General features: G+C 47.2%; 22 protein-coding genes. 16 read left to right on the forward strand and 6 right to left on the reverse strand.

Annotation, left to right across the window (positions count from 1 at the left end; genetic code table 11):
• Positions 1-29: 29 nt before the first annotated feature.
• The 4 genes from CIG75_RS07270 to CIG75_RS07290 all read right to left on the reverse strand — a co-directional run bounded on the left by CIG75_RS07270 (position 30) and on the right by CIG75_RS07290 (position 5,407).
• Positions 30-1,646 (reverse strand): AlwI family type II restriction endonuclease, encoded by a 1,617-nt coding sequence (locus tag CIG75_RS07270; protein WP_094236046.1) that lies wholly within the window; start codon positions 1,644-1,646, stop codon positions 30-32.
• Entirely contained in the window at positions 1,639-2,136 is a 498-nt protein-coding gene (locus CIG75_RS07275) for a hypothetical protein (RefSeq protein WP_094236047.1), read from the reverse strand. The genes CIG75_RS07270 and CIG75_RS07275 overlap by 8 nt, the downstream gene beginning before the upstream one ends.
• Positions 2,137-2,914: 778 nt before the next feature.
• Positions 2,915-4,945 carry a Z1 domain-containing protein gene (locus CIG75_RS07285; RefSeq protein ID WP_094236049.1) on the reverse strand — a complete coding sequence of 677 codons (2,031 nt, stop codon included), beginning with the start codon at positions 4,943-4,945 and terminating at the stop codon, positions 2,915-2,917.
• 21 nt (positions 4,946-4,966) lie between these two features.
• Entirely contained in the window at positions 4,967-5,407 is a 441-nt protein-coding gene (locus tag CIG75_RS07290; RefSeq protein ID WP_157729436.1) for a hypothetical protein, read from the reverse strand.
• Positions 5,408-5,946: 539 nt separating this feature from the next.
• Between CIG75_RS07290 and CIG75_RS07295 the strand changes: the two genes are divergently transcribed.
• The 6 genes from CIG75_RS07295 to CIG75_RS07320 all read left to right on the forward strand — a co-directional run bounded on the left by CIG75_RS07295 (position 5,947) and on the right by CIG75_RS07320 (position 13,602).
• Complete coding sequence (locus CIG75_RS07295; protein ID WP_094236051.1) at positions 5,947-7,854, forward strand: hypothetical protein; 1,908 nt, start codon at positions 5,947-5,949, stop codon at positions 7,852-7,854.
• On the forward strand, positions 7,844-8,701 hold the full coding sequence (locus CIG75_RS07300) for a hypothetical protein (protein ID WP_094236052.1): 858 nt from the start codon (positions 7,844-7,846) through the stop codon (positions 8,699-8,701). The genes CIG75_RS07295 and CIG75_RS07300 overlap by 11 nt, the downstream gene beginning before the upstream one ends.
• The gene (locus CIG75_RS07305) at positions 8,701-9,498 is read left to right on the forward strand and encodes a DUF6339 family protein (RefSeq protein ID WP_094236053.1); all 798 of its coding nucleotides are present in this window, start codon (positions 8,701-8,703) and stop codon (positions 9,496-9,498) included. Before CIG75_RS07300 ends, CIG75_RS07305 begins: the two co-directional genes overlap by 1 nt.
• Before the next feature lie 897 nt (positions 9,499-10,395).
• Complete coding sequence (locus CIG75_RS07310; RefSeq protein WP_094236054.1) at positions 10,396-11,127, forward strand: HNH endonuclease; 732 nt, start codon at positions 10,396-10,398, stop codon at positions 11,125-11,127.
• Positions 11,128-11,553: 426 nt separating this feature from the next.
• Complete coding sequence (locus tag CIG75_RS07315; protein WP_094236055.1) at positions 11,554-12,870, forward strand: helix-turn-helix domain-containing protein; 1,317 nt, start codon at positions 11,554-11,556, stop codon at positions 12,868-12,870.
• 219 nt (positions 12,871-13,089) lie between these two features.
• Complete coding sequence (locus tag CIG75_RS07320; RefSeq protein ID WP_094236056.1) at positions 13,090-13,602, forward strand: hypothetical protein; 513 nt, start codon at positions 13,090-13,092, stop codon at positions 13,600-13,602.
• Between the two features lie 287 nt (positions 13,603-13,889).
• Here CIG75_RS07320 and CIG75_RS07325 read toward each other — a convergent pair whose 3' ends face one another.
• A complete protein-coding gene (locus CIG75_RS07325) occupies positions 13,890-14,876 on the reverse strand; it encodes a CobW family GTP-binding protein (RefSeq protein ID WP_094236057.1) in 987 nt (328 codons plus the stop codon).
• Positions 14,877-15,035: 159 nt separating this feature from the next.
• Here CIG75_RS07325 and CIG75_RS07330 point away from each other — a divergent pair, with 159 nt between their 5' ends.
• The gene (locus CIG75_RS07330) at positions 15,036-15,395 is read left to right on the forward strand and encodes a DUF6864 domain-containing function (RefSeq protein WP_094236058.1); all 360 of its coding nucleotides are present in this window, start codon (positions 15,036-15,038) and stop codon (positions 15,393-15,395) included.
• Positions 15,396-15,561: 166 nt separating this feature from the next.
• Complete coding sequence (locus CIG75_RS07335) at positions 15,562-16,272, forward strand: hypothetical protein (protein ID WP_094236059.1); 711 nt, start codon at positions 15,562-15,564, stop codon at positions 16,270-16,272.
• A gap of 250 nt (positions 16,273-16,522) precedes the next feature.
• Here CIG75_RS07335 and CIG75_RS07340 read toward each other — a convergent pair whose 3' ends face one another.
• Complete coding sequence (locus CIG75_RS07340) at positions 16,523-16,963, reverse strand: peptidylprolyl isomerase (protein WP_094238366.1); 441 nt, start codon at positions 16,961-16,963, stop codon at positions 16,523-16,525.
• Between the two features lie 191 nt (positions 16,964-17,154).
• On the opposite strand from CIG75_RS07340, the gene CIG75_RS07345 reads away from it, so the two are divergent.
• From CIG75_RS07345 to CIG75_RS07380, 8 genes are all read left to right on the forward strand, one after another.
• Positions 17,155-18,126, forward strand: a complete 972-nt coding sequence (locus tag CIG75_RS07345; RefSeq protein WP_094236060.1) for an S-layer homology domain-containing protein — start codon at positions 17,155-17,157, stop codon at positions 18,124-18,126.
• Positions 18,127-18,429: 303 nt separating this feature from the next.
• On the forward strand, positions 18,430-18,735 hold the full coding sequence (locus tag CIG75_RS07350) for a 2Fe-2S iron-sulfur cluster-binding protein (RefSeq protein WP_094236061.1): 306 nt from the start codon (positions 18,430-18,432) through the stop codon (positions 18,733-18,735).
• An 89-nt stretch (positions 18,736-18,824) separates the two neighbouring features.
• The gene (locus CIG75_RS07355; protein WP_094236062.1) at positions 18,825-19,241 is read left to right on the forward strand and encodes a hypothetical protein; all 417 of its coding nucleotides are present in this window, start codon (positions 18,825-18,827) and stop codon (positions 19,239-19,241) included.
• Entirely contained in the window at positions 19,222-19,686 is a 465-nt protein-coding gene (locus CIG75_RS07360) for an SRPBCC family protein (RefSeq protein WP_094236063.1), read from the forward strand. The genes CIG75_RS07355 and CIG75_RS07360 overlap by 20 nt, the downstream gene beginning before the upstream one ends.
• 80 nt (positions 19,687-19,766) lie before the next feature.
• Positions 19,767-20,957 (forward strand): methionine gamma-lyase, encoded by a 1,191-nt coding sequence (gene megL, locus CIG75_RS07365; RefSeq protein ID WP_094236064.1) that lies wholly within the window; start codon positions 19,767-19,769, stop codon positions 20,955-20,957.
• Between the two features lie 193 nt (positions 20,958-21,150).
• A complete protein-coding gene (locus CIG75_RS07370) occupies positions 21,151-21,708 on the forward strand; it encodes a GNAT family N-acetyltransferase (protein ID WP_157729437.1) in 558 nt (185 codons plus the stop codon).
• A gap of 242 nt (positions 21,709-21,950) precedes the next feature.
• The gene (locus tag CIG75_RS07375) at positions 21,951-23,813 is read left to right on the forward strand and encodes an ABC transporter ATP-binding protein (protein ID WP_094236066.1); all 1,863 of its coding nucleotides are present in this window, start codon (positions 21,951-21,953) and stop codon (positions 23,811-23,813) included.
• The gene (locus CIG75_RS07380; protein ID WP_094236067.1) at positions 23,800-24,483 is read left to right on the forward strand and encodes a sulfite oxidase-like oxidoreductase; all 684 of its coding nucleotides are present in this window, start codon (positions 23,800-23,802) and stop codon (positions 24,481-24,483) included. The genes CIG75_RS07375 and CIG75_RS07380 overlap by 14 nt, the downstream gene beginning before the upstream one ends.
• Positions 24,484-24,550 lie beyond the last annotated feature (67 nt).

A 24,550-nucleotide genomic window follows, 5' to 3' on the forward strand; every position in this document is an offset into this window, starting at 1 on the left:
AAAACAGGAGGCCGAATGAGCCTCCTGTTTTATTTTGTCACAGCTCGTAGCAACTGCTCGATAGTCTTATAGCCGCTATTGTTCACTGCTTTCAAGAACAAATCTACTCTTTTATCGGGTGAGAGCTCATGTTCTAAACAGTAATCAAGAAAACCAAGCAAAACAGACGCACTTAACATTACTCCCTTAATGATGCGTGTAGGGAAATGAGTTGTAGCTTTTTGGCTTATCTTTATTAGATTTTTCTCACCGCTGAAATTACCAGCTGTCACGTATCCGAAAAATTGAATTTCGCGGCCATCGTAGCCCTCATAATTTGGAATATACTCGGAAACCATGTGCGAGACAAGTGTAGCGGATAATGGGAATTTGTCTGTTCGGTAGTTTTTCGCATCGATCAGACCGCACGCTAGGTCTCCAAACTTCAACAGAATCTCGATCTCTGTTCGATCAGAGGTGTTAGGCTTAGGGCGCATTTCTAAATCAAAACCTATAGCTTTGAAGATCGCTCCTGTTTGGTCTTCAAAAAGCAAGTTGTCATTCTGGTTGAGGTATTGCTCGACGAAATCATTATTCAATTGCGAGTATGAATATTGATGAATTTCACTCGCTAAATTCACTACATCACGTGAGGGAAACTCTTTTGACAACACACTTTTCAATTCGCTGATCGAGAGGGTAGAGGGCACAGGATACGACTGAAGCAGCTTCTCGACCTTTTGAGCCACCTTCCCACGATTTGTTGCAGGGCTCAATCCACCATAGCTTGTTGCTTTGTAGCTGTTTACATCAAGACCGTTGTTTTCAGCCATCCGTTGTAATGAAATCATGTAGCGCTTGTTGAAAGGATATCGCTGGTCCCATTCATCAAGTTCTTCATTGAATTGTTTGCTCTTTGACGGATCTACACGTAGAGACTGGCCACGAATATATTCAACAAACTCGGTGTACTCGCACAGCAACATGAAGGTGTGTGCAACATCCGAATGTGCGTTTAGGAAATCGCGGGCCGCCCGATCAGAGCGTTCTCGATGGTCGTATTGTTCTGCGATTTCCTGGTGAATCCGGTCTTTTTCATTTTCCGAGGCTCTACGGAAATGTACAATCTTGTCTATCACTTTCGAAAGTTCATCATCCTTCTTCGCAGTCATCGCAAAATAGGTGATCTCTTCTTTGGTTAGGTAGTAGTCAAGTGCCGCTTGGTTGGTTAAACGGGCGATGAAACGGGCAGGACGTATTTGGAATCCGTCGTCAAATTTAGGGCGGAACCCTTTTTCTAAAAAGTATGCGTTTGGAATTTGTAAAGTCAGAATTTGTTTGCGAGTGTTCATGTAGACCGCTTTTTCTTCGAGAAGGGCTTGACCTACTTTGGTTGGAACCAAATACCCCTCGTCATTTGTGTAAATGTAGGCAAACGTTTTCAGCATTGCTGCCCAAGTCCTGCCGCCGGAGCCATCATTGCTTATGTGCTCGCGTTTGAGATTCTCATCAACGAGTGCCTGCTCATATGCCACATGAGCGTGTCGGTTGGCCGACCACTTTATAGTAAAATTCTTGGTTGCTTTTTGTAGCGCAACGAGAGCTTCTTGATGAAATCTTGGGTCGCGCTCTGGGCGGGTAATGAACCAAACTTTACGTTCAGACATTGCGATCCTCCTCTGTTATATATCTCTTGATAAAAGCCTGATAGGCGAGTACTTCCTTAGAATCGGAGTAATACACTTGCTCTTTTAAAAACACATCAATGTAAACTTTCACACCTATAAAAAAGTCTCTTTCCCGTTCGGCAAGTTCCTGAAACTCAAAAATATTTAACTCTGAGGCGATGATTAAGGTCTTTGCGGTTTGGTGGTCTAGTAGTCTAATAAAATCCAAAGGCTTCTTGCCTTTCTCGACTAACACGTTATTAAGTGCACTCCAGTAACGCAAGAATGTAGTTATTTGGATGTCTTCTAGGTTCTTAAAGCTCTTGTTGAATGCACCGTCATTACGGCCAGCTGCTCGGCTTAATTCGACTTGTAGAATTTTATTTTCTTTTATTTCTTTTGTCCAATTATCAAAAAATCGCTTTAGTACAACCTTATGCAGCAACTTTTGTAAATCACTTTTGTTAATCTCAGGTGGGCAGACAGACATCTTGTTCACACCCTTCGTATGTAATAATCATAGTGTAACCTTCAATATTGCATCGTATATCACCTTATAAGGTGATATTGATTGCGAAATTTGTAGTTATGATATTGGCACAAATTAACCAAGGGAAGTGTGTGTGATGAATGTGTGAACAACGGTTGTAAAATCTGAAATATAAATGGTTGAATATTCCCCACTTCAAAAAGGACAGTCTCTTCGAGAGGTGAGAAATCATGGAACGGGGAATTTTTTTGTAAAAAACGGATGAAATATTGTAGATGAGCATCACGGCTATTTCGAAAGGGTATGGCCGTGCTCGTAAGACTGTTCGCAGATGGTTACAGGAGGAATATTGGGTTACTGTATTTTGGCAATAAAAAAGCACTTGCCAACATCGATCTACAACTGTCCCTACGGTTTACGAAGACCATGGGGGAGCGAGAGGATGATGAAAGTGCCAAAACAACAGCGAAGGATGTTCGTTTACAGATATTGCAGAGGAATGAATGACAGTGAATTGGGGAACTGCCAAAAAGTATGAGGACAAGGGCGATTAGAACGAGTCGATGCTCGGGCGTCCCCCGGTATTATGGCCGTTTCTTGAAGTCATAGATACATTAATGAAAGAAGGAGCCCTTCCACTCAAGCAAAGTCATAGCGCTCGGCTCACCCCAACGAAACAAAAAGTTAGGAGCGCTTGGAAAATACGGGCGGTGAAGCACAAGCCGACTTTGGCACCGTGCAGGTTGTTAAGAATAGGTAACTGGTGGAGTGCAAAATCCTATGAGAGGTTCGTGATGAGAGCAAAGTTGCCGTCCGGGAAGCGGAACACCGGAATCCAAAAAGGATTTCCAGCCCAAGCAGCTGTTTTTTCTTGTCGGAGCATAAGTAAAGTTGGCAAGTCTGTATCGGCAGCTTGGAGATCCGCGCTTGTATAAACAGCTCTCAACTCATCTGGTCTACTCAGTTTACGCCCTCTCCGTACCAAAAGATACGCTTGTGTATACTCGTTTTTCAAGTGCTCTACTGCAAGTCTAATTCGCTCGTCGCTCCAAAGACCTTTAGATTCCTTATGTGTTTTTGTCCACTTAAGGAGTTGCTCAATGATATCAATAGAAACTTTATAGCCTTTGGTTTCTGTATACGATTGCAAAAGTTTATCGATTGATTCCGTGTTCGTTACAATCTCAGTGCCCTGATACTCTGGGCTGTGCGGAAAATAAGCCTTACCCGCTGCGAAAAAGCCCAATTCATTAGGGTCTAGCACGTTGGAACGAGTTGGTTTAATTGACGTATCCAGCCAAATACCTCGGAACCCTTTATCATCCTTGTGCTTCTGAATAATATCACGTAATTGTGTTTCAGACTCGTAGATTAGTTGGAATCGCTCAACTAAGTGGTCTGGCAAGAAAATTCTCGTAACATCCAAATCACGGGAGCGGTACCCGTACATCCTTGCATGTTGTAGTACGGTATCCATCTGAGGCTTTTTTGCTTGCCTTCCATAGTAAGTGACCAACAAACGTTCGATCGTCACACCACGTCCTAGCTTCGTTCCGCCGATTAGGATATTATATCGCGCGTCATAGCGAGGTTGACCATTTGCACCATCTGTGTTGATGACTTGGATAGCTGTATTGTTGATGTACAGCACGAGTTTCTGCTCGATTTCTTCAAAGTCAGGTACTTTCTGGACGTGAGGCTTGAGGTTTTCGTAAGCTTGTTTCAAGTCTTTGATGATACGAATTTTTTTTGGTGAATCTTCCTTGGAACGCAGCTGAAGTGCCAACTCTTCTGTGTACTTTTGAATGATGATTCGAATATGGTCATGGTCGGCTTTCTTAAGGCTTACATGACATAGGAAGGAGAAATGACGGCCTTCCCGTTTAAGAATCTTAATCGTTGATCCGACATAGAACTGACAGATAGCAAGCTTTAATCCTTGAGGGATTGTTTTATTCACATTGCTTACTTTTCCACTCAAACTGCTCAGTTCTTGCTCATCGACCCGTTGTAAGTAGTGACAATTCGCATTTTCTGAGAAAAAGTCCTCGCCGCCTACGTAGGCTTCTCCCGGTTCAGTCAGCACAGTAAACTCAGGACGATACGGTTTTTCCTGACCGAGCAAGAATAGCGATTGTGGTGTCGCGGTGACTTGAACAAATGTCCGTGATGAAAAAAGATCGCGCAACGCGCTTATCCGCCCATTTATACGGCTAACCTCGTCATCTTCCTTTGAGGCGTTCGTGTCTAGAGAAGCTTGATCTGCTTCATCATCGAAAATGATGGTGGGGTGTCTGAAGGCGCCAGTTTGTTGGATTACTTCAATCAAATTTTGGAGATGCACACCATTTTTTGTACATACAAAAAGCATGACGCCATCGGTGGCAAGGTTTTTTTTGATTGTGCCGACCGAGTTAGGGTCCCACTCTTCCTTCCCAGTGATCTTAATACCTGGCAACGACTTTCGGAGGCGACTAAGTGTTTGGTCATACAGCCACAAATTGTCAGATGTCAGCACAATGAAGCAACGGTAACTATTGTCAGCCGCCATGGCAATTGAGCCGATCAGCATGTTGGTTTTCCCGCTTTGAATCTTCCCGAAGATTAGACCACGTTTTTCACCTTTCTGCGTCGGTTCCTGTAAATTTTCCACGATTTCCACGGCGGTGTTCACGATATTATTGACACCGCTACGTGGCACTTTTTCTTCCTGCAAGATTTCTTCTAACTCGAATATGTGATTCCCGTCGACCACTACTGTACGTTTATGAGTGGGTTTCACTATTCTGCTAACAAATTGGTTTTTCATGTTCTTATCCCCAGACTATAATTAAAGTGTAAACAGTTTACGCGGGAAATCATTGTGACGAATGGACGTAGACATCTCACCAGCTGGTCCGGCTACCCAAAGACTCCGGTTATGCCCGGAATTCACTGATATCCACTTATCTCCCAAAACTTCGAAATCGATAATCTTCTTCAGTTCTTCGGCGCCTAGTACACAAATCGTGTGGTTGGCACACACCAATCCAAGAAAAAAATCTTTCCCTCGTACCAGTTCAGCGCGAATTGCATCCTCCTCGCGTTCGGAAAGTTGGAAGCGCCATGGCGCTCGAGCATTCGTTCTGTATTTTAGCATCAATACAGACTTTTGATTAATAACGTATACGCTGTTTTGATCTGGCCGCTTGTATATGTGAACGGCCTCGCCGTGTTCAACAATTTGCGCGAGGGCCGCGCCATAAAATAGCTCTTGTTCCTGAATTTTCAATGGGTCCACACCTTTTTGATAATGATATACACCAAGCGAGTAAAATAGCTGATCCAACAATTCGAGGAAATGATTCATAAGTTAGCCTAATATCATTGTCGAAGTACATGTATGACACCAAATTCGGATGCAACACCTTGTCATTGACAGGTCTTCCAAAACCTCTGGTAACTTTTGAGTGGCATTAATTTCATGAGTTTTCTATTTATCTGATTGTTAACCCCTAACAAGAGTGCAATATAACATGATGTTTTCTTGAGTGGGCTATCTAGTGAATATAAACAATTAACCTTTTTATTTAATGGGAATATCTATGAAGTTATTCTATTGCATCTTAACACCAATCTCCCATGTGATTCAATAACTCTTTCAGTAAAAATAGTATTTAGGGTTGGTTTTTCTAAAAAAGTAGTTGATAAAAGGAAATTGCAAGATTATGTTGAATTACCTAATTGAAAATTAGATACAGTGAAATTGATTATTTTCGATTTATAAATTTCTGTATATCAAATTCAACTTACGTCAGAAAGGGGAACAATATGTACGGTTGGAAATTCCCTCTGCTTAATCACGGGCAAATAATTGGACTCAACGACTCCGGTGTGGAGACGTTCCGAAATGATTTGATCGATTCCCTTGCTCGAGAAATTATACAGAATTCGTGTGACGCTCGGGATGAACAAGCTGAGCATCCCGTTGAAGTACATTTTGAGCTGTTATCCTTACCGACTGAAAAACTCCCAGGTCGAGATAGACTTATCCAAGTCTTCCAATCGGCTCGACTGGTTTGGGCTCATCTCCCAGATTCCTGCAAGTTTTTTGATCATGCTTTGGATTTGATCCAACGACCTGAGATTCCAATGTTGAAGATCAGTGACTACCAAACAACAGGTTTAACTGGGGCGCGGGAGGAGATTTTCGGCAGCTGGAATGCATTGGTAAAATCGTCAGGCGTATCCGATAAACCATCTCAAGCAGGTGGGTCCTTTGGGATCGGGAAGAATGCTCCCTTTGCTTGTACTCGTTTTCGGACGATCTATTATGGAACAAAAGACACGGACGGCGTCACCGCTTTCCAAGGTGTGGCCAAACTGGTCTCTCATGAAGAAGAAGGGGAACTCACTCAAGGTACTGGTTTTTTTGGTCGGAGTGAACGAAATCTACCTTTACTTGAAGAGATCCATTTTGCTGAAGCAGGAGTGGATCCCTTGTTTACCCGAACGCAAACCGGAACGGATATATTTATACCTGGATTTCAAATAGAATTGGGTTGGGAAGTTCGCATCATCCGATCGGTGCTTGAGCATTTCTTTGTTTCCATTAAGGAAGGCCGTCTTGTTGTCTGTGTAGGGTCCACTAAGATCGATACTCAGAATCTGGAAATGCTACTCCATCAACATGTGGATGAAGAAAATTCAATGCTCGTATCCAGCTACTATCAAGCGTACAAGACACCCGTATTAGCGACTGGATTCGAAGAACCCGGGGACGTGGAACTGTACTTGTTGTCCGGTAAGGAACTACCCAAACGCATAGCTATGTTCCGTTCGACAGGCATGAAAATTCAAGATAAACGCTTCAACGCCATTATGCCGTTTTCTGGCGTATTTATAGCTAAAGGAAAAGGACTGAATGAGTTCCTCCGTAAGTTGGAACCCCCGAACCACCAAAGCTGGGAGTGGAGTCGGTTCAGTCTAGATACTAAGGAACAAAACCAAGCCAAGAAGCGTCTTGAACGAATGTATAATTGGATCAAAAATCATCTTCGCCAAATGGAAGCCCAGGAGGAAACCCAAACGCTTGAGGTCGAAGGCATGAGCCAATTTCTCCCAGATAATCATGATGAATCATTTCTGACTGAACGACAAGGGGACGGGATGCGCACCGTACCGACCGATATCTCTGTCCGTACTGTTCGACGCCAAGCTCATGGGGTGCAAATCGCCAAAGAAGAAGTTTCAGCGGCACAAGAAGATCTCATCGAGGACAAAGAACAGTCTAAAGATAACGGTCAAGAGATTGAAGTAACCGGAGGGACCGGGCCAAGCGGTGAGCAAGATGATTCAGATGAAAAAGGTGGTAATGACGGACAGGACGGGTCAAACCAAGGGTCAGGTGAGACATCGGGACGCAAAGTGCGGAAGATCAAGTCTCTGAAAAAAGTAGTCGTATTTTGCGTGAACCCAATGGAAGGTATCTACCAATTGATCGTCATGCCAGATGTAGACGGCGTGGCATCACTTAGTATCTCGGTGGTGGGTGAAGACAGTAAGGGACATGTACCGGTGCTTGAGGCGAAAATTAAAGAGACAGGCGATGCTATTGCGGTGGCTCCAAAAGGAAAAATTGGTCCGTTCTGGATGAAGTCCAATCAGAACAATACGCTGCTGATCCGAATGAACAACTCAACTCGTTATCGCCTTGAGGTGACCTTACATGCAAATTAAAGGAAGCCATTATCCGCATCCGGTTTTGTCCGATTTTTCAGAGGCACTGGTCGATTCGTTGTTTGATGCATCGTTTGATACTCAAGTGGACGGCAATATGTATCGGCTTCGGGTGGACTTCACTCTTGTCAATGAAGATCTGAATACCCTCATTCAAAAAGGAAAAGCAACTTATGCACTCCATCTTGAATGTATAGGCACCCGGTTACGTTCTCTTTACAGATCCCGAGAGGATAACTTGGTTGTGGAAGTGCCGGCTCAGGAACTTGATGGAAGAGTTGAAGTATGTGTGTTCATATTGGCGTCAGAGGACTTGGAATACACGAACCGGAATTTCGGTGAAGATTATAATGGTGTTACATTTTTCGTTCAAAAGGGTGACGTGTTGGCGGTCGGACCTGAATTTCGCTTCGTCCCGCCCAAAGACATTGATCCATTGCTTAAAGTACCGTCTATTTTTGCGGTACAAATGAACCCTCATTCTGATGCGCCAGATCTTGACGTCTCTTTGGCAACACCTAAAGTAGTAATTCTTCTCTCGCGCAAATTATTTACTGATTACCAAACACTGGCAAACGTCGAAGAGATGAAATCTGTACTAGCGACGTTGATTGTGTTACCTGCACTCACATATGTGTTGGAAGAGATGAACAACGATGACATGATCGATGAATATGAGCTACAACGTTGGTACCAAGTTTTACAAGATAGATTACGCGAACTGAATCTGAAAGGGTCCGGCCATTCAAACCTTTGGGTCGCACAACAACTGATCGGTGCTCCACTGAGCAATGCGTTGACCGATACAAAAAAACTTGTCATGGCATCTGGAGGTGGCAATGAGTAATGACCATACATTATCTGCGAGAAGCCCATTTGTCGCTACTGAAAACGGGGATTGAAGCAAACTTCCCCCGGTATCAAGCCCAGAGTCCTTGGCTTGATGACCTATTTGGTGGTGAGAGTTACAGCTTGCCATCAAACTTTTTGATGCCCGAGGTAAAGTTGCAATTGGGGAAAGAGGCGCACAACGATCTGCACAATTCGAAAATTGTCCACCAAGCGTTTCGAAACCTCACGTTGACAGAGGCATCTAATGAGCAACTTTGGGCATATCTGGCGCATGTGACTTTTTGGGAGTATATGATTTCACGGTGGCCGGCCGTGGCTCATGATGAGCAAGGATTTGACGATGATTCGGATGATGACGAAGAGAGCAAGACAAATCGCAAAAAAGATCCCTTTACTGTCGTTCGAAACCGCTACTTTTTCAACGGGGGTAGATCACTGGTTCGTCACGGCATTGCGAGGCTCTGGTGGTATGGTTTCGCAACGTATGATCCAAATCGAGGCAACCCGTATGAATTAACAGAGGTACTTTTGAAAAATCAGGATTTGGCCCAAAATTTAATGGAACGATCGTTCTCGCGAAATATAATGATCCTGCGAACCATTCTGTCATTGCTACATAAGGAAGGTCAGTCTGATGACCGTTGGTTCCAACGGAAGTACTATCGTGAAGTAATAAAGCATATCAATCACACTGGTGGTGTAACGGTTTTAGATGCATTGGATGTTCCAGATATTGAGACGGTTGTGAAGAATGGGATGGAGAGTGTGGCACTAAGTTTTACTGAAGGCTAACTATGAACTCGCAATGAAAAGCGTGCTATGGGATATCTCATAACACGCTTTTTCGTGGTCAGGGCCGATTCTTCATCTGGAAGAGGATGAGACCTAGAACCTTTCTTATAACTTCAGGGTCTATTTATCACATAATAGAAATGCGGAATGTCGCGGCGTAAAAGTGCAGACTTTGCACGCGACATTCTGGTATTAAAAAGGCACTTGCCAACATCGATCTACTAACTTACCCTACGGTTTGCGACGACCAAGGGAGGATCGAGAGGATGTTGAAAGTGCCTGAGCGACAGTATATCAAATTTTTGCGCGAACACGAAGGGGGTACGATAACCGAAATTGCATAACGAATGAACGTAAATTGGCGAACTGCCAAAAAATTTGCGGAAATAGACGATTGGAATGAAACGGTGGGAAAACGATTCGGTCGTTACCCAGCTTAGGTCCGTTTCTCGAAATCATAGATACGTGGTGATGAGATTTATCGTTTTTCTAGCGGTACGGTTCGTTTGGTGAACAAAGCGGCGACGTATAGTTTGATCAAAGGCGCAGCGAACAAGTACCGGATCATTGACGACCATATGATAAAACGGGTGATCGCGGGAGAAATGACTTAATTCTCCCACTTTTCCTTTCAGGGGTGGCACCGCTCACGCGGTCATCATTTCCGTCAACTCTTGGACAGCAAAGCCTATCAGTTTACGGACATAATAGGGCAATAGTAACCGAAAATTCCTTTTCCGTAATAACACATTAAGCCAATCGTGTAATTTTATGAATTGCACATACATCCAGAGAGGTTTATCCTCAATAAATGTGGAACTATTTTATATACGTATGCTTCAAGTACAGTTTTTTGGTGATATTGTTTGATTATTTTACTCAGAGAGGAGTCGTACTATGGTGGTTGAGAACAAATCAAAACGAAATCCACCGTGGCAAAGGGACGAGGTAATACTTGCATTGGATTTGTATTTTCGCAGACATCCCAAATTTTTAAAACAGAGTGACCCTTTAGTGGTTGAATTGAGCCAATTACTTAATAATCTACCCATCCATAAAGAACGATCAGCAACGTTTCGTAATCCTTCCTCAGTATTGAAAAAGCTATGGAACTTTGCACAGTATGACCCAACTTATCATGGAGTGGGTCTTATGCGAGGAGCGAGGATGGACAAAACAATTTGGGATGAGTTTGCGGGAGATCTTGAGTATTTACAATGTGTGGCACAGCGAATCAAAGAAGGGGCTGATTTAGAGCTATCTTCGGATGCGGGGGATGATGAAGAGACAGAGTTTCCAGAGGGAAGAGTGTTGTATCGATTACATAAATCTCGCGAACGGAATGGCAGACTAATAGAGCTAGCCAAAAAGAGGGCGAAAGATGAAGGGCGTCTATTTTGTGCAATTTGTGAATTTGACTTTGCGAAGGCTTATGGCCCGCTAGGTGAGGGGTATATCGAGTGCCATCATACTGTTCCAGTTTCTAAATACGATGAGAATTCAAAAACCAGACTTGAAGATTTAGCTTTGGTATGTTCGAATTGTCATCGAATGTTGCATCGAAAACGTCCGTGGCTAAATCTTACTGATCTAAAGGGAATATATCTTAGGGATGAGCGATTGAGATAGGAATAAGTGTTAGAGTAGGGTCTCAATTTGAGGGTGTGTCAAAAATTATGAGCAACTCCAAAATGCGAGCGTTTCTTGTGATAGCGATCAATTCGGTCAGAATAATGCCTCGCGGACAAAAGGATAGTTTATCCATAATTCTAATTTCGTGATGGTCTACTTGCGACCACGTCCATTACATTTCAGCAAAGCATCTTGAAAAGTGATTTATCACTCGAAAAGATGCTTTTTCCTTTCACCCCAATTAATTGCATCTTTAATGGGGTCCCTGTTTCGAATGATTTGGAAAATAAATATTAGATAAATGCAATGCTGTTGATGTACCGCAATGCGCGGCTCCTAAGAAATAAAAATATATACACAATATAAACTTTGAAAAAACAAATCAGTATGTTATCTTAGGTATATTGCAGAGGAGGTTTGTAGATGGGAAGTACGGTAGAGACATTAGGAGAAAAAATCAGGAGACTTCGTTTGGAAAGAGGAATGAGTCAAGCTGAGATTGCAGATGGCTTTGTAACGGTATCGATGATCAGTCAGATCGAACGAGATCGAAATACAGCATCTATAGAACTGTTACAGCATATTGCCAAAAAGCTTCAAATTCCTTTACACGTGCTTGTAAGAAGCGAAGTGGAGCAAATGGAAGCGATAAATCAACAAAAGCTCGTGAAAATTTATTTGCAAACTAATCAATCAGAACAAGCTGAACTACTTTTGGTTGAACTGCGAAGAAGGAATGATTTATCGCAAGCTGACATCATTGATCTAACAATCGATCACGCAGAGTGTATGATTCAACAGGGCAAATATGATCAATCTTTAGAATTTCTAACACCATTAGTTACTCAGATGGAGAATAACAATTTTGATGATGCCTATATCTTGGCGAAAATTCGAAACAAAATGGGGAACGCATACTATCACAAGCTTGAGTTTACTCCCGCCTATTATAATTATCAGAAGGCTTACGATCTCATTGGACGATTCGGCACTTTCGATCAACTTGCGGCATATATTTCATACAATGTTGGTAATACCTTGCGTCAAATGGGTCATGGACAAAAAGCACTACTATTTTTAGAAAGGGCATATTCGTATTTTCGTAATGTAATGGATATTCGTAAGCAGGCTGACACGCTTTTCACTCAAGGCCGAGCTTTTTACAACTCATATGATTTAAAACGATCGGCTGAATCCTATGAAGAGGCCTATGTGTTATACAAGGGCTTAAACTTGGTGGCTTGGGCAGTAAAGGTACAGCATAGCGTTGCGGTATTACTGAAAATGAATGAGGACATGCATGGAGCAATATCAGCTCTAGAAGAGTGTGCAGAATTTTATCTAAATGATGCGGACTATTTAAATTATATCTTGGTGCTGGCAAAACTTGCAGAAGTTCAAATGGAAAATGATCCGAAAATTGCCCTCGAGAAAATCGTTGCCGCAGAAAGGCTAATTGAGGAACATTGCTTGCAAAATAAGGTCGAGAGCGCTGTGCTATTTCGAGTAAAATCAAAGTATCATTTGCGTAATGAGGAATTTGGAAAGTGTCTAGAAGAAGTGTTAAAGTCAGCAGATTTATTTGCTAAAATGGGACTAGTTGCCTCTCAAGTTGACTCTTTGGAAGTTGCCGTTGATGCATATGAAAAGCTGGGTAATTTTGAGCAAGCGTTGAAACTTGAGCGTGAACGGAACCGACTCTTAAAAAAATTGAATCCGAAAGGTGAACTGATTGGATGAAAAAGTTACTTTTAACGGTACTCCTCGTATCAGGTTTTTTGTGTTTCTCTGGCGATCATGTAACCGTTCATGCTGCGTCCGAAACACCTGGACCGGGTCCCTTGGGTGTGTCGATTTTGAAATAGAAAGAGTTGTGAAGACTTCCACGACTCTTTCTATTTCATCCGCTACCTTAATGAAATATTTAGTAAAAACAACCAACTGGAGTGTTGTTTTATCATGAAACGCAAATTCTGGCTGTTTCTTTCTTTGCTGTTGCTTCCATGGTTTGTGAATGGGTGTGAAATATCCAAAGAGGATGTGCCGCAACAACAAAAACAGGTGACCGGGCCTGTCGTTCCCTTAGCTGAAGAAGGGCGAAAGTTTGCCATCGACGAAAAGTTAATGTCCGATGTCGAGGAAACGCAAATTGTATATACGCGCTTTCAGAAATATGGACCACAATACCTAATGGTACGTGGGGTGGACACAGACGGCAGGGAAAAAATCATCTGGTTAAGTGGCAACACCTCTACGGGAATTCGAGTGGTCAGTGAAACTTATATAGAAACCTTCCTAACCGAGTCGCGGATACGTGAAATGGTTAAGGATCAGGGGGAGATCGTCGATTTGTTCCTTGCTCCGAACGATCGTGTGGAAGGCAAGGGCAAGAATCAGCCGATTTGGTACGTAGAGTTTGGGAATGGACACGTGACTTATCTGAACCCTGAAACGGGCGAACAGTTGAAATAAGGAAAAAGCTCTCGTCGAATGTTCGCCGAAAGCTTTTTCCTTATCTCACCTAGTAGCAAGTGGAGTAAAGGGACTTTGTTGTAATCGTCGCCTTTGCTGAAAGAGAGGATACCCTTCACAGAACCGATCTCGCCTTTTCAGTAACCATTCATACACCGATAGGAAAATCGACACAAACATAATAAAGAGCCCCGATCACCACATTGATGATCGGGGCTCTTTAGCACGTATCTGATTCTGAGCAGATCAAGGTCTCGAACAATAGTAAGCATAATAATTTCTTTCAATTATCTCTCGCACGCTTGAATCCTTTGCGGTAGATCGGCCTTATCTAAATCATGCCCGATAAACACCGCAAACGCCCGGCCATTCCCATCGACATCTACAATCGCAGACATCGGCGCTCCTGGTTCGTAATGGAACTCATGCAGCATTCCATATTCGGCATCCTTATAAAACCCTTTGGCGCGCAAGATCGTCTCTGGCAAGGAGCGCAGGAAGTCGAAAAACTTCTCTTTATCCACCGCTCCTTGGAACTCATACGTCATCGTCTGCAAGTTGCCAAAACTCGTTCGTTCTCGCAACGTCGGCTTGACTTGCCCCACGTTGCGGCGGGTGAAGCCTTTTGGTTGCCTCACAGGTTTCGCTTTCGGCGTGGTTCGTACTGCGAACAGCGTGGAAGCATCCACCTCGCCTTTGATCACTCGATGCAGGGGCGCGTTCCGATTGAGCTCTTGCAATACGTTTTGCAAGGCCTCCCAGCGTTCGGGTTTCACCAGGTCTGTTTTGGAGACCAGAATCATGTCTGCATACTGCACTTGCTGGACCATCGTCCGTTCGTTGGCATCGAGTGTTTCCGGCGATAGGTCGAGCGGGAAGCGTTTGGCGCTGACAAGGGTATAGATGCCCGCCAGTTGCATTTTGTCTGCCAGCTCAGGCTCGACAAGCGCTTCGACGAGATCGACCGGAGAGGCGACCCCTGTGGTCTCCAAGAAGATCACATCGGGCTTGTATTGCTCGACCATTTGCACCAGCGTCACGCTGAGGCTACCGCGCAGGGTACAGCAGACGCACCCTTCCAGCAGGTCCATGACGGGCACTGCTGTGTTCTGAAGCAACAGGGTATCGACGCTTTCTGAACCAAACTCATTCATCAGCACAGCAGGTGTGCGGCCTTGCGCTTTCACGTGGCGGAGCAGGGTTTTCAACAGGGTAGTTTTTCCTGCGCCGAGGTAGCCTGTCAGTATGTAAACGGGAATCGGTGAGTGTGTCATGGTTATGCTCCTTTACAACAGGAATGATTACGATTTGAGTCTTGTTATCTCTTATTCTATAGGAGAGTGATGCAAAGGGCAATTTTCATCTGGCATATTGTAGGGGAGGGGGGCGTAGAATGTACTAGATTACTAGAGTGGTTGAAAGGAGAACGCTGCATGATTGTAACGATTGACGGCTTGGAAGTGATCGGGAACGGGTCGGTGCATGTGTTGCAGGATGAATCTGTTGTGTTTGTTTTTGACGACGGCGACGGGATTTTGCGAGTCAAGTTGACTTTTAAAGATCTTCGCAATAGCGAGACTGACATTACGTATGACGAGGTCAGTGAACAGGAAGTGATCTTAACTTTTATCAATTTTGCTGATCCAGAAGGTATTGGCAATGGGAAAAAGTTATTTGAGGTCGGGCAATTTCGAGATCGCAAGCTCTATTTGCGCTATTTTATCAAGGGAACAAAGGAGTCGGAAAATATGCTGCTCTACTATACCTGGTTTTTATGGCCCGCCGTGTCGTAAGGTGGGTTTTTTTGTAATCATACTTTCGAAAACACGTTATAATAGTTCTAGCAATCTATCAGTATTGTAAAAGAAAGGGTATGCGCATGTTTGAAGCGATGAAGCAGTTTTTGCTTGGGTATAAAAGAAAGACGATCGAATTGCGTCATCTTCAAGAGGGTAAGAAATGAAAAAATTGAAAGCAATCACGATTGCTGCTGTATTTGCTGGGACTGTTGGGATTGCTGTTTTTTTACTCGGACAAGATCAAGGTTTTACAGTCAAAATAAAAGAAATAGTACGTCCGACTACTGTTGACTTTGAGTTTGTAAAGGAGTCAGAATATCCGATTACTGTAGGCAACGCAAGTATGCAAACATATGACACTCTAGAGAGCATGTATAACAGAGCGGTCATTGTTGCTGAAATCAAGGTGCAAAATCAGGAGACGATCTATACCTCGGAGAATCCACCTTCTGTATTGACATGCTCTAACGCTGTTATCAAGCAAATTTTTAAAGGGGACAAGAGCCTCAAGACTGTGAAGATATCAGAAACCGGCGGTGTGGTGGACATGTCGAAGTCAAAGGGAAACGAAATGAGAAGCGATGGTAAACCTCTAAAATCGGAGCCATTTGTGGAAAGTACAATCGAAGGTTCACCCGTCATGAAAAAAGGGAACACCTATCTCGTATTTCTAAAAGAGAGTGCGCCTGGTGATCCCTATACGATCGTTGGAAGCGTTCAAGGTAAGATTCGGATCGATGATGTATCAAACAAAGGTGTTGTCACGATTGATCCGGAGCGTTTTGCAAAACAGATGGACCTGTTCTGGTTACAGCGCAAATTTGCAGGTAAGGACACAGTGGAAATTGCTCAGACTTTGAGGGGACTGTAAGAGATCGAGCAATTGCCGGGCTCTTTAGGGAAGCTCGGTTTTTTTTACTTTACGAAAGATGTGATCAGCGTGGCACCAGAACTCTGCAAGGAATTGTTTCGTCGTGTTGGTAATCGTAAGGTTGACATTGACCTGAAAGCACGAAATAAACTGACGGCGGTTGCTTTGACAGACTATTTTATGGTTACTCATGAACAGACGGAAATAAAAGGAGCCGACTCCCCACAGGGGCGGCTCCTTTTTCTTTTCCTTACGCTTCTACAATCTTCACGCTCTTCATTTTATCGCCTTGTGCGATCCCGTCGATCAGCTCTTCGCCGGACAGGATTTGCCCAAATACGGTGTGGTTGCCGTCGAGATGTGCGGTGGTCTTGCGGTCATGCACGATGAAGAACTGCGAACCGCCGGTGTTGCGGCCAGCGTGCGCCATGGACAGGGCGCCTTTTTTATGTTGGTGCGGGTTGCCTTCGACTTCGCATTTGATGGTGTAGCCAGGGCCGCCAGTACCAGTGCCTTGCGGGCAGCCGCCTTGCGCGACGAAGCCCGGGATGACACGGTGGAATTTCAGGCCGTCATAGTAGCCTTCGTTTGCCAGCTTTTCGAAGTTGGCTACAGTACCCGGTGCGTGCTCGTCAAACATTTCAAATTCCATGACGCCGCCACGTTCCAGTTCGATGATTGCTTTTTTCATTATGTAGTCACTACCTTTCATTATGTACTCACCTCCTATTATACACGAAAAGGAGCCTTTCCAAAAAGAGGACGGGGCTTACGGGCAGGGGCTGTGTTGGTGTAGGTCGAAAGTAGGGACAGAAAAGTCGGACTCGATTCGAAATTTGTACGTATGCATGGGGGCAAGGAAGTGACAAACAGGAGGAGATTATGAAGAAAATCATCAAAGCATTGCCTTTGTTGGCACTGGCGGCTTTCGCTTATCTGGCCACGCCACAGACCGCAGAGGCGGCAAATGGAACTCCATTCTCTGATATTGACGGGTCGTATGCAAAGAACGAAATCATCTCGATGTACAGCAACCACATCATTCAAGGATTTGCGGACGGAACTTTCCGCCCGAAACAGCAGGTCACGCGGGCGGAGTTTGTGGCGATGCTGATCAATGCGAAGAAACTGCCGCTGGCAGACCCCTATAAAGGAGTGTTTCGCGACGTCCCGCGGGGAGAATGGTATACCACCTACGCGGAGCTATCCTATCGGCTGGGCGTCACGAGTGGAACGGCCGACGGCGTGTTCCAACCGAACAAATCGTTAAGTCGGGAAGAAATGATCAAAATGACAGTAAATGCGCTCGGCAAGGAATCGGAGACTTCGCGGCGCATGAGCTACACTGACTACTCCCGCGCGATTGCGGGGTACAGTGACCGTGGCAACATCTCGTCTTGGTCGGTTAAAGCGATCGCGTATGCGACCAATGCGGGCATCATCCACGGCTCGGGCGGACAAGTGGCTCCAAAGCGGCTCGCGACCCGGGAGGAAGTGGCGACGTTCCTCTATCACGCGATCGTCGAGCGGCCGAAACCGCCGGCGGTGTACAACATCGCTTCTCGCAGCGGGATGGGCTTGAACTATCACACCAAGAAAGCGACAGAAGCCACCGCCTATACGTACTCGGGCAATCTGACCTATACGGGCATCCAACCGCGCGTCGGGATGGTCGCCGTCGATCCACAGCAGATTGCGCTCGGCTCCCATCTGTACATTCCAGGTTATGGGTATGGGATCGCCGGAGATACGGGCGGCGATATTAAGAACGCGCGCGTCGATCTGTTCCATCCTGACAATTACTCCGCTCGGTTGTTTGGGCGAAGGGCGATGGACGTCTACATTTTGGACTAGTGGCAGAGACGGCGTTCCGTTTGTGCGGTCGGTGGTGCGGGTGACTGCACGGCCGACCACCCTCGATGGCAAAAGTCAAACATTAGGCTGACCACTAGGTTCGGGGTCAATACAGCAGCGGTCGGCAGGGACTAGCCTGTGAGCAGTGACTCGAAGGTGAGTGGGTAGGGAGGGAGCGCTTGCTCGCTCCTCTTTTTTCAATTGGGAAATGACGATTCATCCGAGTAGAGTGGCACAATCGCTTTATTACTGGTACACTGAAGGATGTAAGCTTGAAACCAGAGAGAAAAGAGGTCCGATACCATGGCAGATACGGTGAAGGTTACCATTCATTTGGAAGAGACGAACGAAACGGTTACGATGGAAGTTGCGAAAGGCGCGAACTTGCTGGAAGAGTGCAAGAAGCGTCACATCGAGATGGAGTGGGGTTGCATGAACGCAGAATGCGGTCAGTGCTCTGTGAAAATCTTGAAAGGCGAAGAACATCTGAACGACCCGACAGAAGAAGAGATCGACTTCTTGCTGTTCCGCATCGATGATGGTCATCGTTTGGGCTGCCAGGTGGAGTGCAACGGTGATCTGGAAGTGGATCATCCGGCGCGCGACTAATTTCGCTGCACCTATCGTTGCTTACATAGAACATGGAGGAAGGCCGCACCGGTTTCGGGGCGGTTTTTCTGTGAGGAGGCATGGGAGATATGTTGTATCGCTATGAGAATAAGATGGGGTGGCTGCTCATTGTGCTGACCCTTCCGGCGCTGTATATGATCTTCGTTCAGGAGACGTGGAAGGAAGCTGTGATTCTGGTGTTGTTGTACCTGCTGTTGCTCGTACTGGTTTTTATGCGGCATTTTTTGCAAAAAGGGCTCCGGGTGACGGACGAAGGTTTGGTGGTCGAGCGCAGGCTGTTGGCACCGATCGTCTATCCGTGGGAAGGGCTGCGAGTCAAGTATCACCCGAAGGAGAAACGTTTGGCAGCCGGGCTTGAGTTGGCACAGGGGGAAGGGGGGCCGCGCTTTTTGGCTCTTACGAATGTGCGGGATGAGGACAAGCTGCGTGCGGAGCTAGAACACAGACTGGGGAGTCGATACAGCGATGGCGCGAGTCACCTGTGAAGTGGTGATCGCAGCTCCTGTGGAAGCAGTATGGAACGTGATGCAGAACCCATCGCGGCGCGGGGAATGGGATTTTCGCATCACGGGCGGGCGCTTCACCAAGGAAGGCTATCCGATGAAGGGCGCTGCGTTTGTGACGACAGGACGTTTGATGTGGCCTTATTCGTTTGAGATGGAATATTTGACGGTGACTCCTTATCGGCAGACGGTGGTCAGATTGGTCAAAACGCATGGCGTGCCGGTCGCATCGGGTGCCGGGTCGTGGACGTATCTGCGCGACGGAGCGAACACGGTGGTGCGGACGGCGTTTCGGTTTGAATTGAAGCAGCCGTGGCGATTTTTGTTCGATCCGTGGTTGATGCAGCCTGCGATGTACCTCGTGACACGGAGATCGCTGTGGAAATTGAAAAGATTGATCGAGTCGAAAAAAGTTCCTTTCGCCTGAGCGCGAAGGGGACTTTTTGTCATTTTCAGCATGGACGTACCAGTGTGCCCGCTTGTTCATAGACTGCCAGAAAGGGGGCGATGAATGTGAAGAAGGACGAAAAAGGGTTTTCGACGCGTTGCATTCAGCCAAACGGTGAACAGGTGGACGCTTTTGGATCGTTGGTGCCGCCGATCTACATGAGCTCGACGTTTGTGTTTCCCTCGGCCGAAGCGGGCGGGGCGAGATTTGCGGGAACAGAGAACGGGATGATCTATTCGCGCTTGGGCAACCCGACGGTGGAGGCGTTGGAACGGACGGTTGCTGAGCTTGAGGGCGGCGAGGCCGGAGTGGCCTTTGGATCGGGGATGGGCGCGATTTCGGCGGTGGTGCTGGCGATGGTGGAGTCGGGCGATCATGTGCTGTGTTCGGATGGATTGTATGGGTGTACGTTCGGTTTCTTGACGCTGTTGAAACGGAAGTTTCAGGTTGATTTTTCGCTGGCGGAGATGGTGGATGAGGCCGCACTACGCCGCGCGATGCGACCACAGACCAAGGTGGTGTTTGTAGAGTCGCCAATCAATCCGACGATGAAGTTGGTCGATTTGGAGATGGTGTCGCGAGTGGCGCATGAGTATGGCGCACAGGTGGTAGTGGACAATACGTTTCTAACCCCGTATTTGCAAAGGCCATTGGAGCTCGGGTGTGATGTGGTCGTGCATTCGGCGACGAAGTATCTGGGTGGTCATGGTGATTTGCTGGGCGGAGTGGCGGTGGGGCGAACGGATTTTATGGAGGAAATGCGGATGTCTACGCTCAAAGATCTGGGAGCGGTGATGTCACCGATGGATGCGTGGTTGATCTTGCGGGGGTTGAAGACACTGCCGCTTCGGATGGAGCGCCATTGTGCCAATGCGGAGCGGGTGGCGCTGTTTTTGCAACAACATCCGAAGGTGAACAAGGTGCTTTTTCCTGGGCTGGACGATTTTCCACAGCAAGAGTTGGCCGCCAAGCAGATGAAGGGGCCGGGCGGGATGATCTCGTTTGAAGTCGAGTCGCTGGAGGCAGGGGGTACGGTGATGAATGCGGTGCGAGTGGCGAAGTTGGCGGTGAGCTTGGGTGAGACGACGACGCTCATCTCCCACCCGGCCTCGATGACGCATGCGGTGATTCCAGCAGAAGTACGACAGCAGGAGATGGGGATTGCCGATGGTTTGATTCGGCTGTCGGTAGGATTGGAGGATGCTCAGGATGTGATTGCTGATTTGGAGCAGGCGCTTGGCAAGTTGTAAGACGGTCCTGCAGATCGGAAGCGGTCGCTTGAAGGCAGATGGCGAGTCGTTCGATCGGAGCTTTGTCGGAAGGAATGGGGGAACTCGGATGTGTTCGTTGGGGCTGGTGCTTGCACGCACTGGCCTTTCGTTTGACAAGGCGTGGGGAGGTTGGATACCATATAAAGGTTATTTTGAAAGGGGGATGTGCCAAATGGTGACCTTGCGACCTGTGGAAATGCAGGATGTGGATACGTTGTATCGCTTTCGGATGGATGAGGAAGTGATGTTTTGGGCTTCTGGTGGATTTGCCGAGGCGATGCATACGCGCGGACAGATTGAGGAGATGGTCAAAGCTCAAACGTCGGGTGATTCAGGGCGTGTGTTTGTGATCGAGGCCATTAAGAACGGGGAGCCTGTCGTCATCGGGCAGATCTCGTTTCGGGATTATAACCGCATCAATCGGAATGTGACGATCGGGATGTTGATTGGCGATCGCGATTTTTGGGGCCGTGGTTATGGAACGGATGCCCTCGAGCAGTTTGTGCGGATGCTGTTCACCCGCTATGCGGCCCATCGAATTTCGATGGACACGTTCGTTGATAACAAGCGGGCGATTCGCTGCTATGAGAAGTGCGGATTTGCTGTGGAAGGCGTGCGTCGCGAGGCGATGTGGACGATGAACGGACATCGAGATCAGGTGATGATGGGCTTGTTGCGTGCAGATTGGCTGAAGCGACAAGAGGATAAACCGTATTATTTGGAATCGTAAAGAGCAGGCGCAGGGGAGGAGCGTTTTGATTCTGCGGCGGAATCGCGAGGCTCCATTTGCAAAATGGGATCTGGTCGTCAGGAGGCAGTCTGACCGATCATGAGGCTTGGGAACGCTGTGTTTCGGTGCCTCTTCCCTGCGCATCTGTGTGGATCATGAAGACGCACCGCATGAATTTGATTTGTACCTTTATCACCTACTAGTAAGATTTTGTTATACTAGGTGGTACGGAGGTACTAGTCATGGGACGTTTTTATACAAATTATGATTGGGGACAAAACGGCAAGAAACCGGAGTTGAAAAAAGAGTCGCTGGTGCGAATCTATCGGTATTTTCTGCCGTACTGGAAGTTTTTGATTTGGGTGGTCACCTGCATTTTGGTGGCGGCGGGACTGGCCTTGCTACAGCCGTTGTTTATCAAATGGATCGTGGATACGGCGATCCCAGATGGGGACCTGTGGCTGCTCAACCTGCTGGCCGTCTCGATGGTGACGGCAGCGATTTTGCAGGGATTGGTCGGTGTGATGCAGACCTACCTCAACACGCGGATCGGGCAGGGTGTGATGTTCGACATACGCAACCAGATGTACGGTCATCTGCATCGGATGTCGATTCGCTTCTTTACCTCGACGAAGACGGGGGACATCATGTCGCGGGTCAACAACGATGTGAACGGGCTGCAACAGGTGGTGACCGATACGATCGCCCAATCACTGAACAACGTGTTGATTTCGGTGACGACGCTGATCACGATGTTTCTGCTCGACTGGCGTTTGGCGCTGGTTTCCATCCTCTTGCTCCCGTTGTTCATCTTGCCGACGCGCAAGGTGGGGAAACTGAACTATGATGCGAAAAAACAGACGCAGGTGCGCATGAGCGAGCTTTCGTCGCTAATGCAGGAGACGTTGTCCGTGTCGGGTGCGCTTTTGGTCAAATCGTTTGTGCGGCAAGATGATGAAGTTCGCAAATTTGCAGGGATCAATCGCGAACTGATGCGTCTGCAGATCAGGCAGAGCATGATCGGGCGCTGGTTCTTTATGTTTGTCGGGATCATCTCGACGGCGGGGCCAGCGATCATCTACTGGTATGGCGGGCATTTGGTCATCGATGAGAACATCACGCTCGGCACGGTGATCGCCTTTACAGCATTTCTGAATCGCCTGTACGGGCCAGTGGCAGCGCTGGCGAACATTCAGGTCAACATCTTGGGCTCGGTCGCGCTGTTTGAGCGGCTGTTTGAGTATTTGGATCTGCCCCTCGAGATTGAGGAAAAGCCAAATGCGCGCAAACTACAGGATGTGCAGGGGCGCATCGACTTTCAGCACGTGACGTTCCGCTATCAGGCGGAGCGAGATGTGGTTCGCGACCTGTCGTTCACGATTGAGCCCGGTCAGGTGGTGGCGCTTGTCGGACCGAGTGGGTCGGGCAAGACGACAGTGTCCAATCTGATCCCGCGGTTGTATGATCCGACAGAGGGCCGCGTACTGCTCGATGGGCAGGACTTGCGTGACCTGGAGCTGAAGTCGATCGGGGAGCAGATCGGTATGGTGACACAGGAGACGTTCTTGTTCCATGCCTCGATTCGGGACAACCTCCGCTATGGCAAGCCGGATGCGAGCGATGAGGAAGTGATCGCAGCCGCCAAAGCTGCACACATTCATGAGCTGATCCAGTCGTTGCCAGAAGGGTATGACACGGTGGTCGGCGAGCGCGGGCACAAGCTGTCTGGCGGCGAGAAACAGCGGATGGCCATCGCGCGTGTGCTTTTGAAAGGGCCGAAAATTTTGATTCTCGATGAAGCGACGTCGGCGCTCGATTCCCATTCGGAACATGGGATTCAGATGGCGCTCGATGAGTTGATGAGCCAAAGGTCGCGGACATCGCTGGTGATCGCACACCGCCTGTCCACGATTCTAGCGGCAGATCAGATTCTGGTGCTGGAAGAGGGGCGTTTGGTGGAAGCAGGGTATCATGAGGAGCTCTTGGCGCAAAATGGTTTGTATGCCAGCTTGTATCGGCAGCAGTTTGAAGGCGATGGGGACTTGGCGCTGGATGGTAAACGGAGAGCTGTGCGAATAGGAGTGAAACAGGGTGAATTCGAATGATAACAAAGATCGAGTGCCGCCAGGGCAGTATTTGACCGAAAAGTGGCCGGTACTGCATGCGGGCACGGTGCCGCGAATCGACTTGGATACGTGGGAATTTCGCATTTTTGGCCTTGTGGATCAGGAAAGGGTGCTGACGTGGGAAGAGTTTAATGCGCTTCCTGCTTACCGTTCGACGTCAGATATTCACTGTGTGACAACCTGGTCGCGGCTGGATAACACGTGGGATGGAGTGGCGTTTCGCGATGTGATGAATCTTGTCCAGGTCCATCCGGACGCGAAGTTTGTGGTGATCCATGCCGAAGAGGGCTGGAAGACCAATCTACCACTTGCCGACCTGTTGCTCGATGATGTGCTGTTTGCCCATTCGCATGATGGAGAAGTGTTGACGCCCAACCACGGCTGGCCGTTGCGTTTGGTCGTGCCGCACTTGTATTTCTGGAAGAGCGCGAAATGGGTGCGCGGGATTGAGTTTGTGGCCGATGACGTACCGGGCTTCTGGGAGGAGCGCGGGTACCATCTGTATGCCGACCCGTGGCTGGAACAGCGTTACCGAGATGATCCGGAGTGGGAGTACGGCGAAAAGAACACCGATCAGTATTATGAGCAGGTGGCGCGGCGGATTCGCCTGCATGAGCAGAAAAAAGCGCAGCAAGGGCAGCAGGAGTAGCTTGAACTGACTGTCTGTCTGGCGAGAGTTAGCGAAAGATCTTGTCCCGATCGGGGCAGGGTCTTTT

Origin of the sequence: Tumebacillus algifaecis, assembly GCF_002243515.1 — a bacterium.
Classification (GTDB): Bacteria; Bacillota; Bacilli; order Tumebacillales; family Tumebacillaceae; genus Tumebacillus_A; species Tumebacillus_A algifaecis.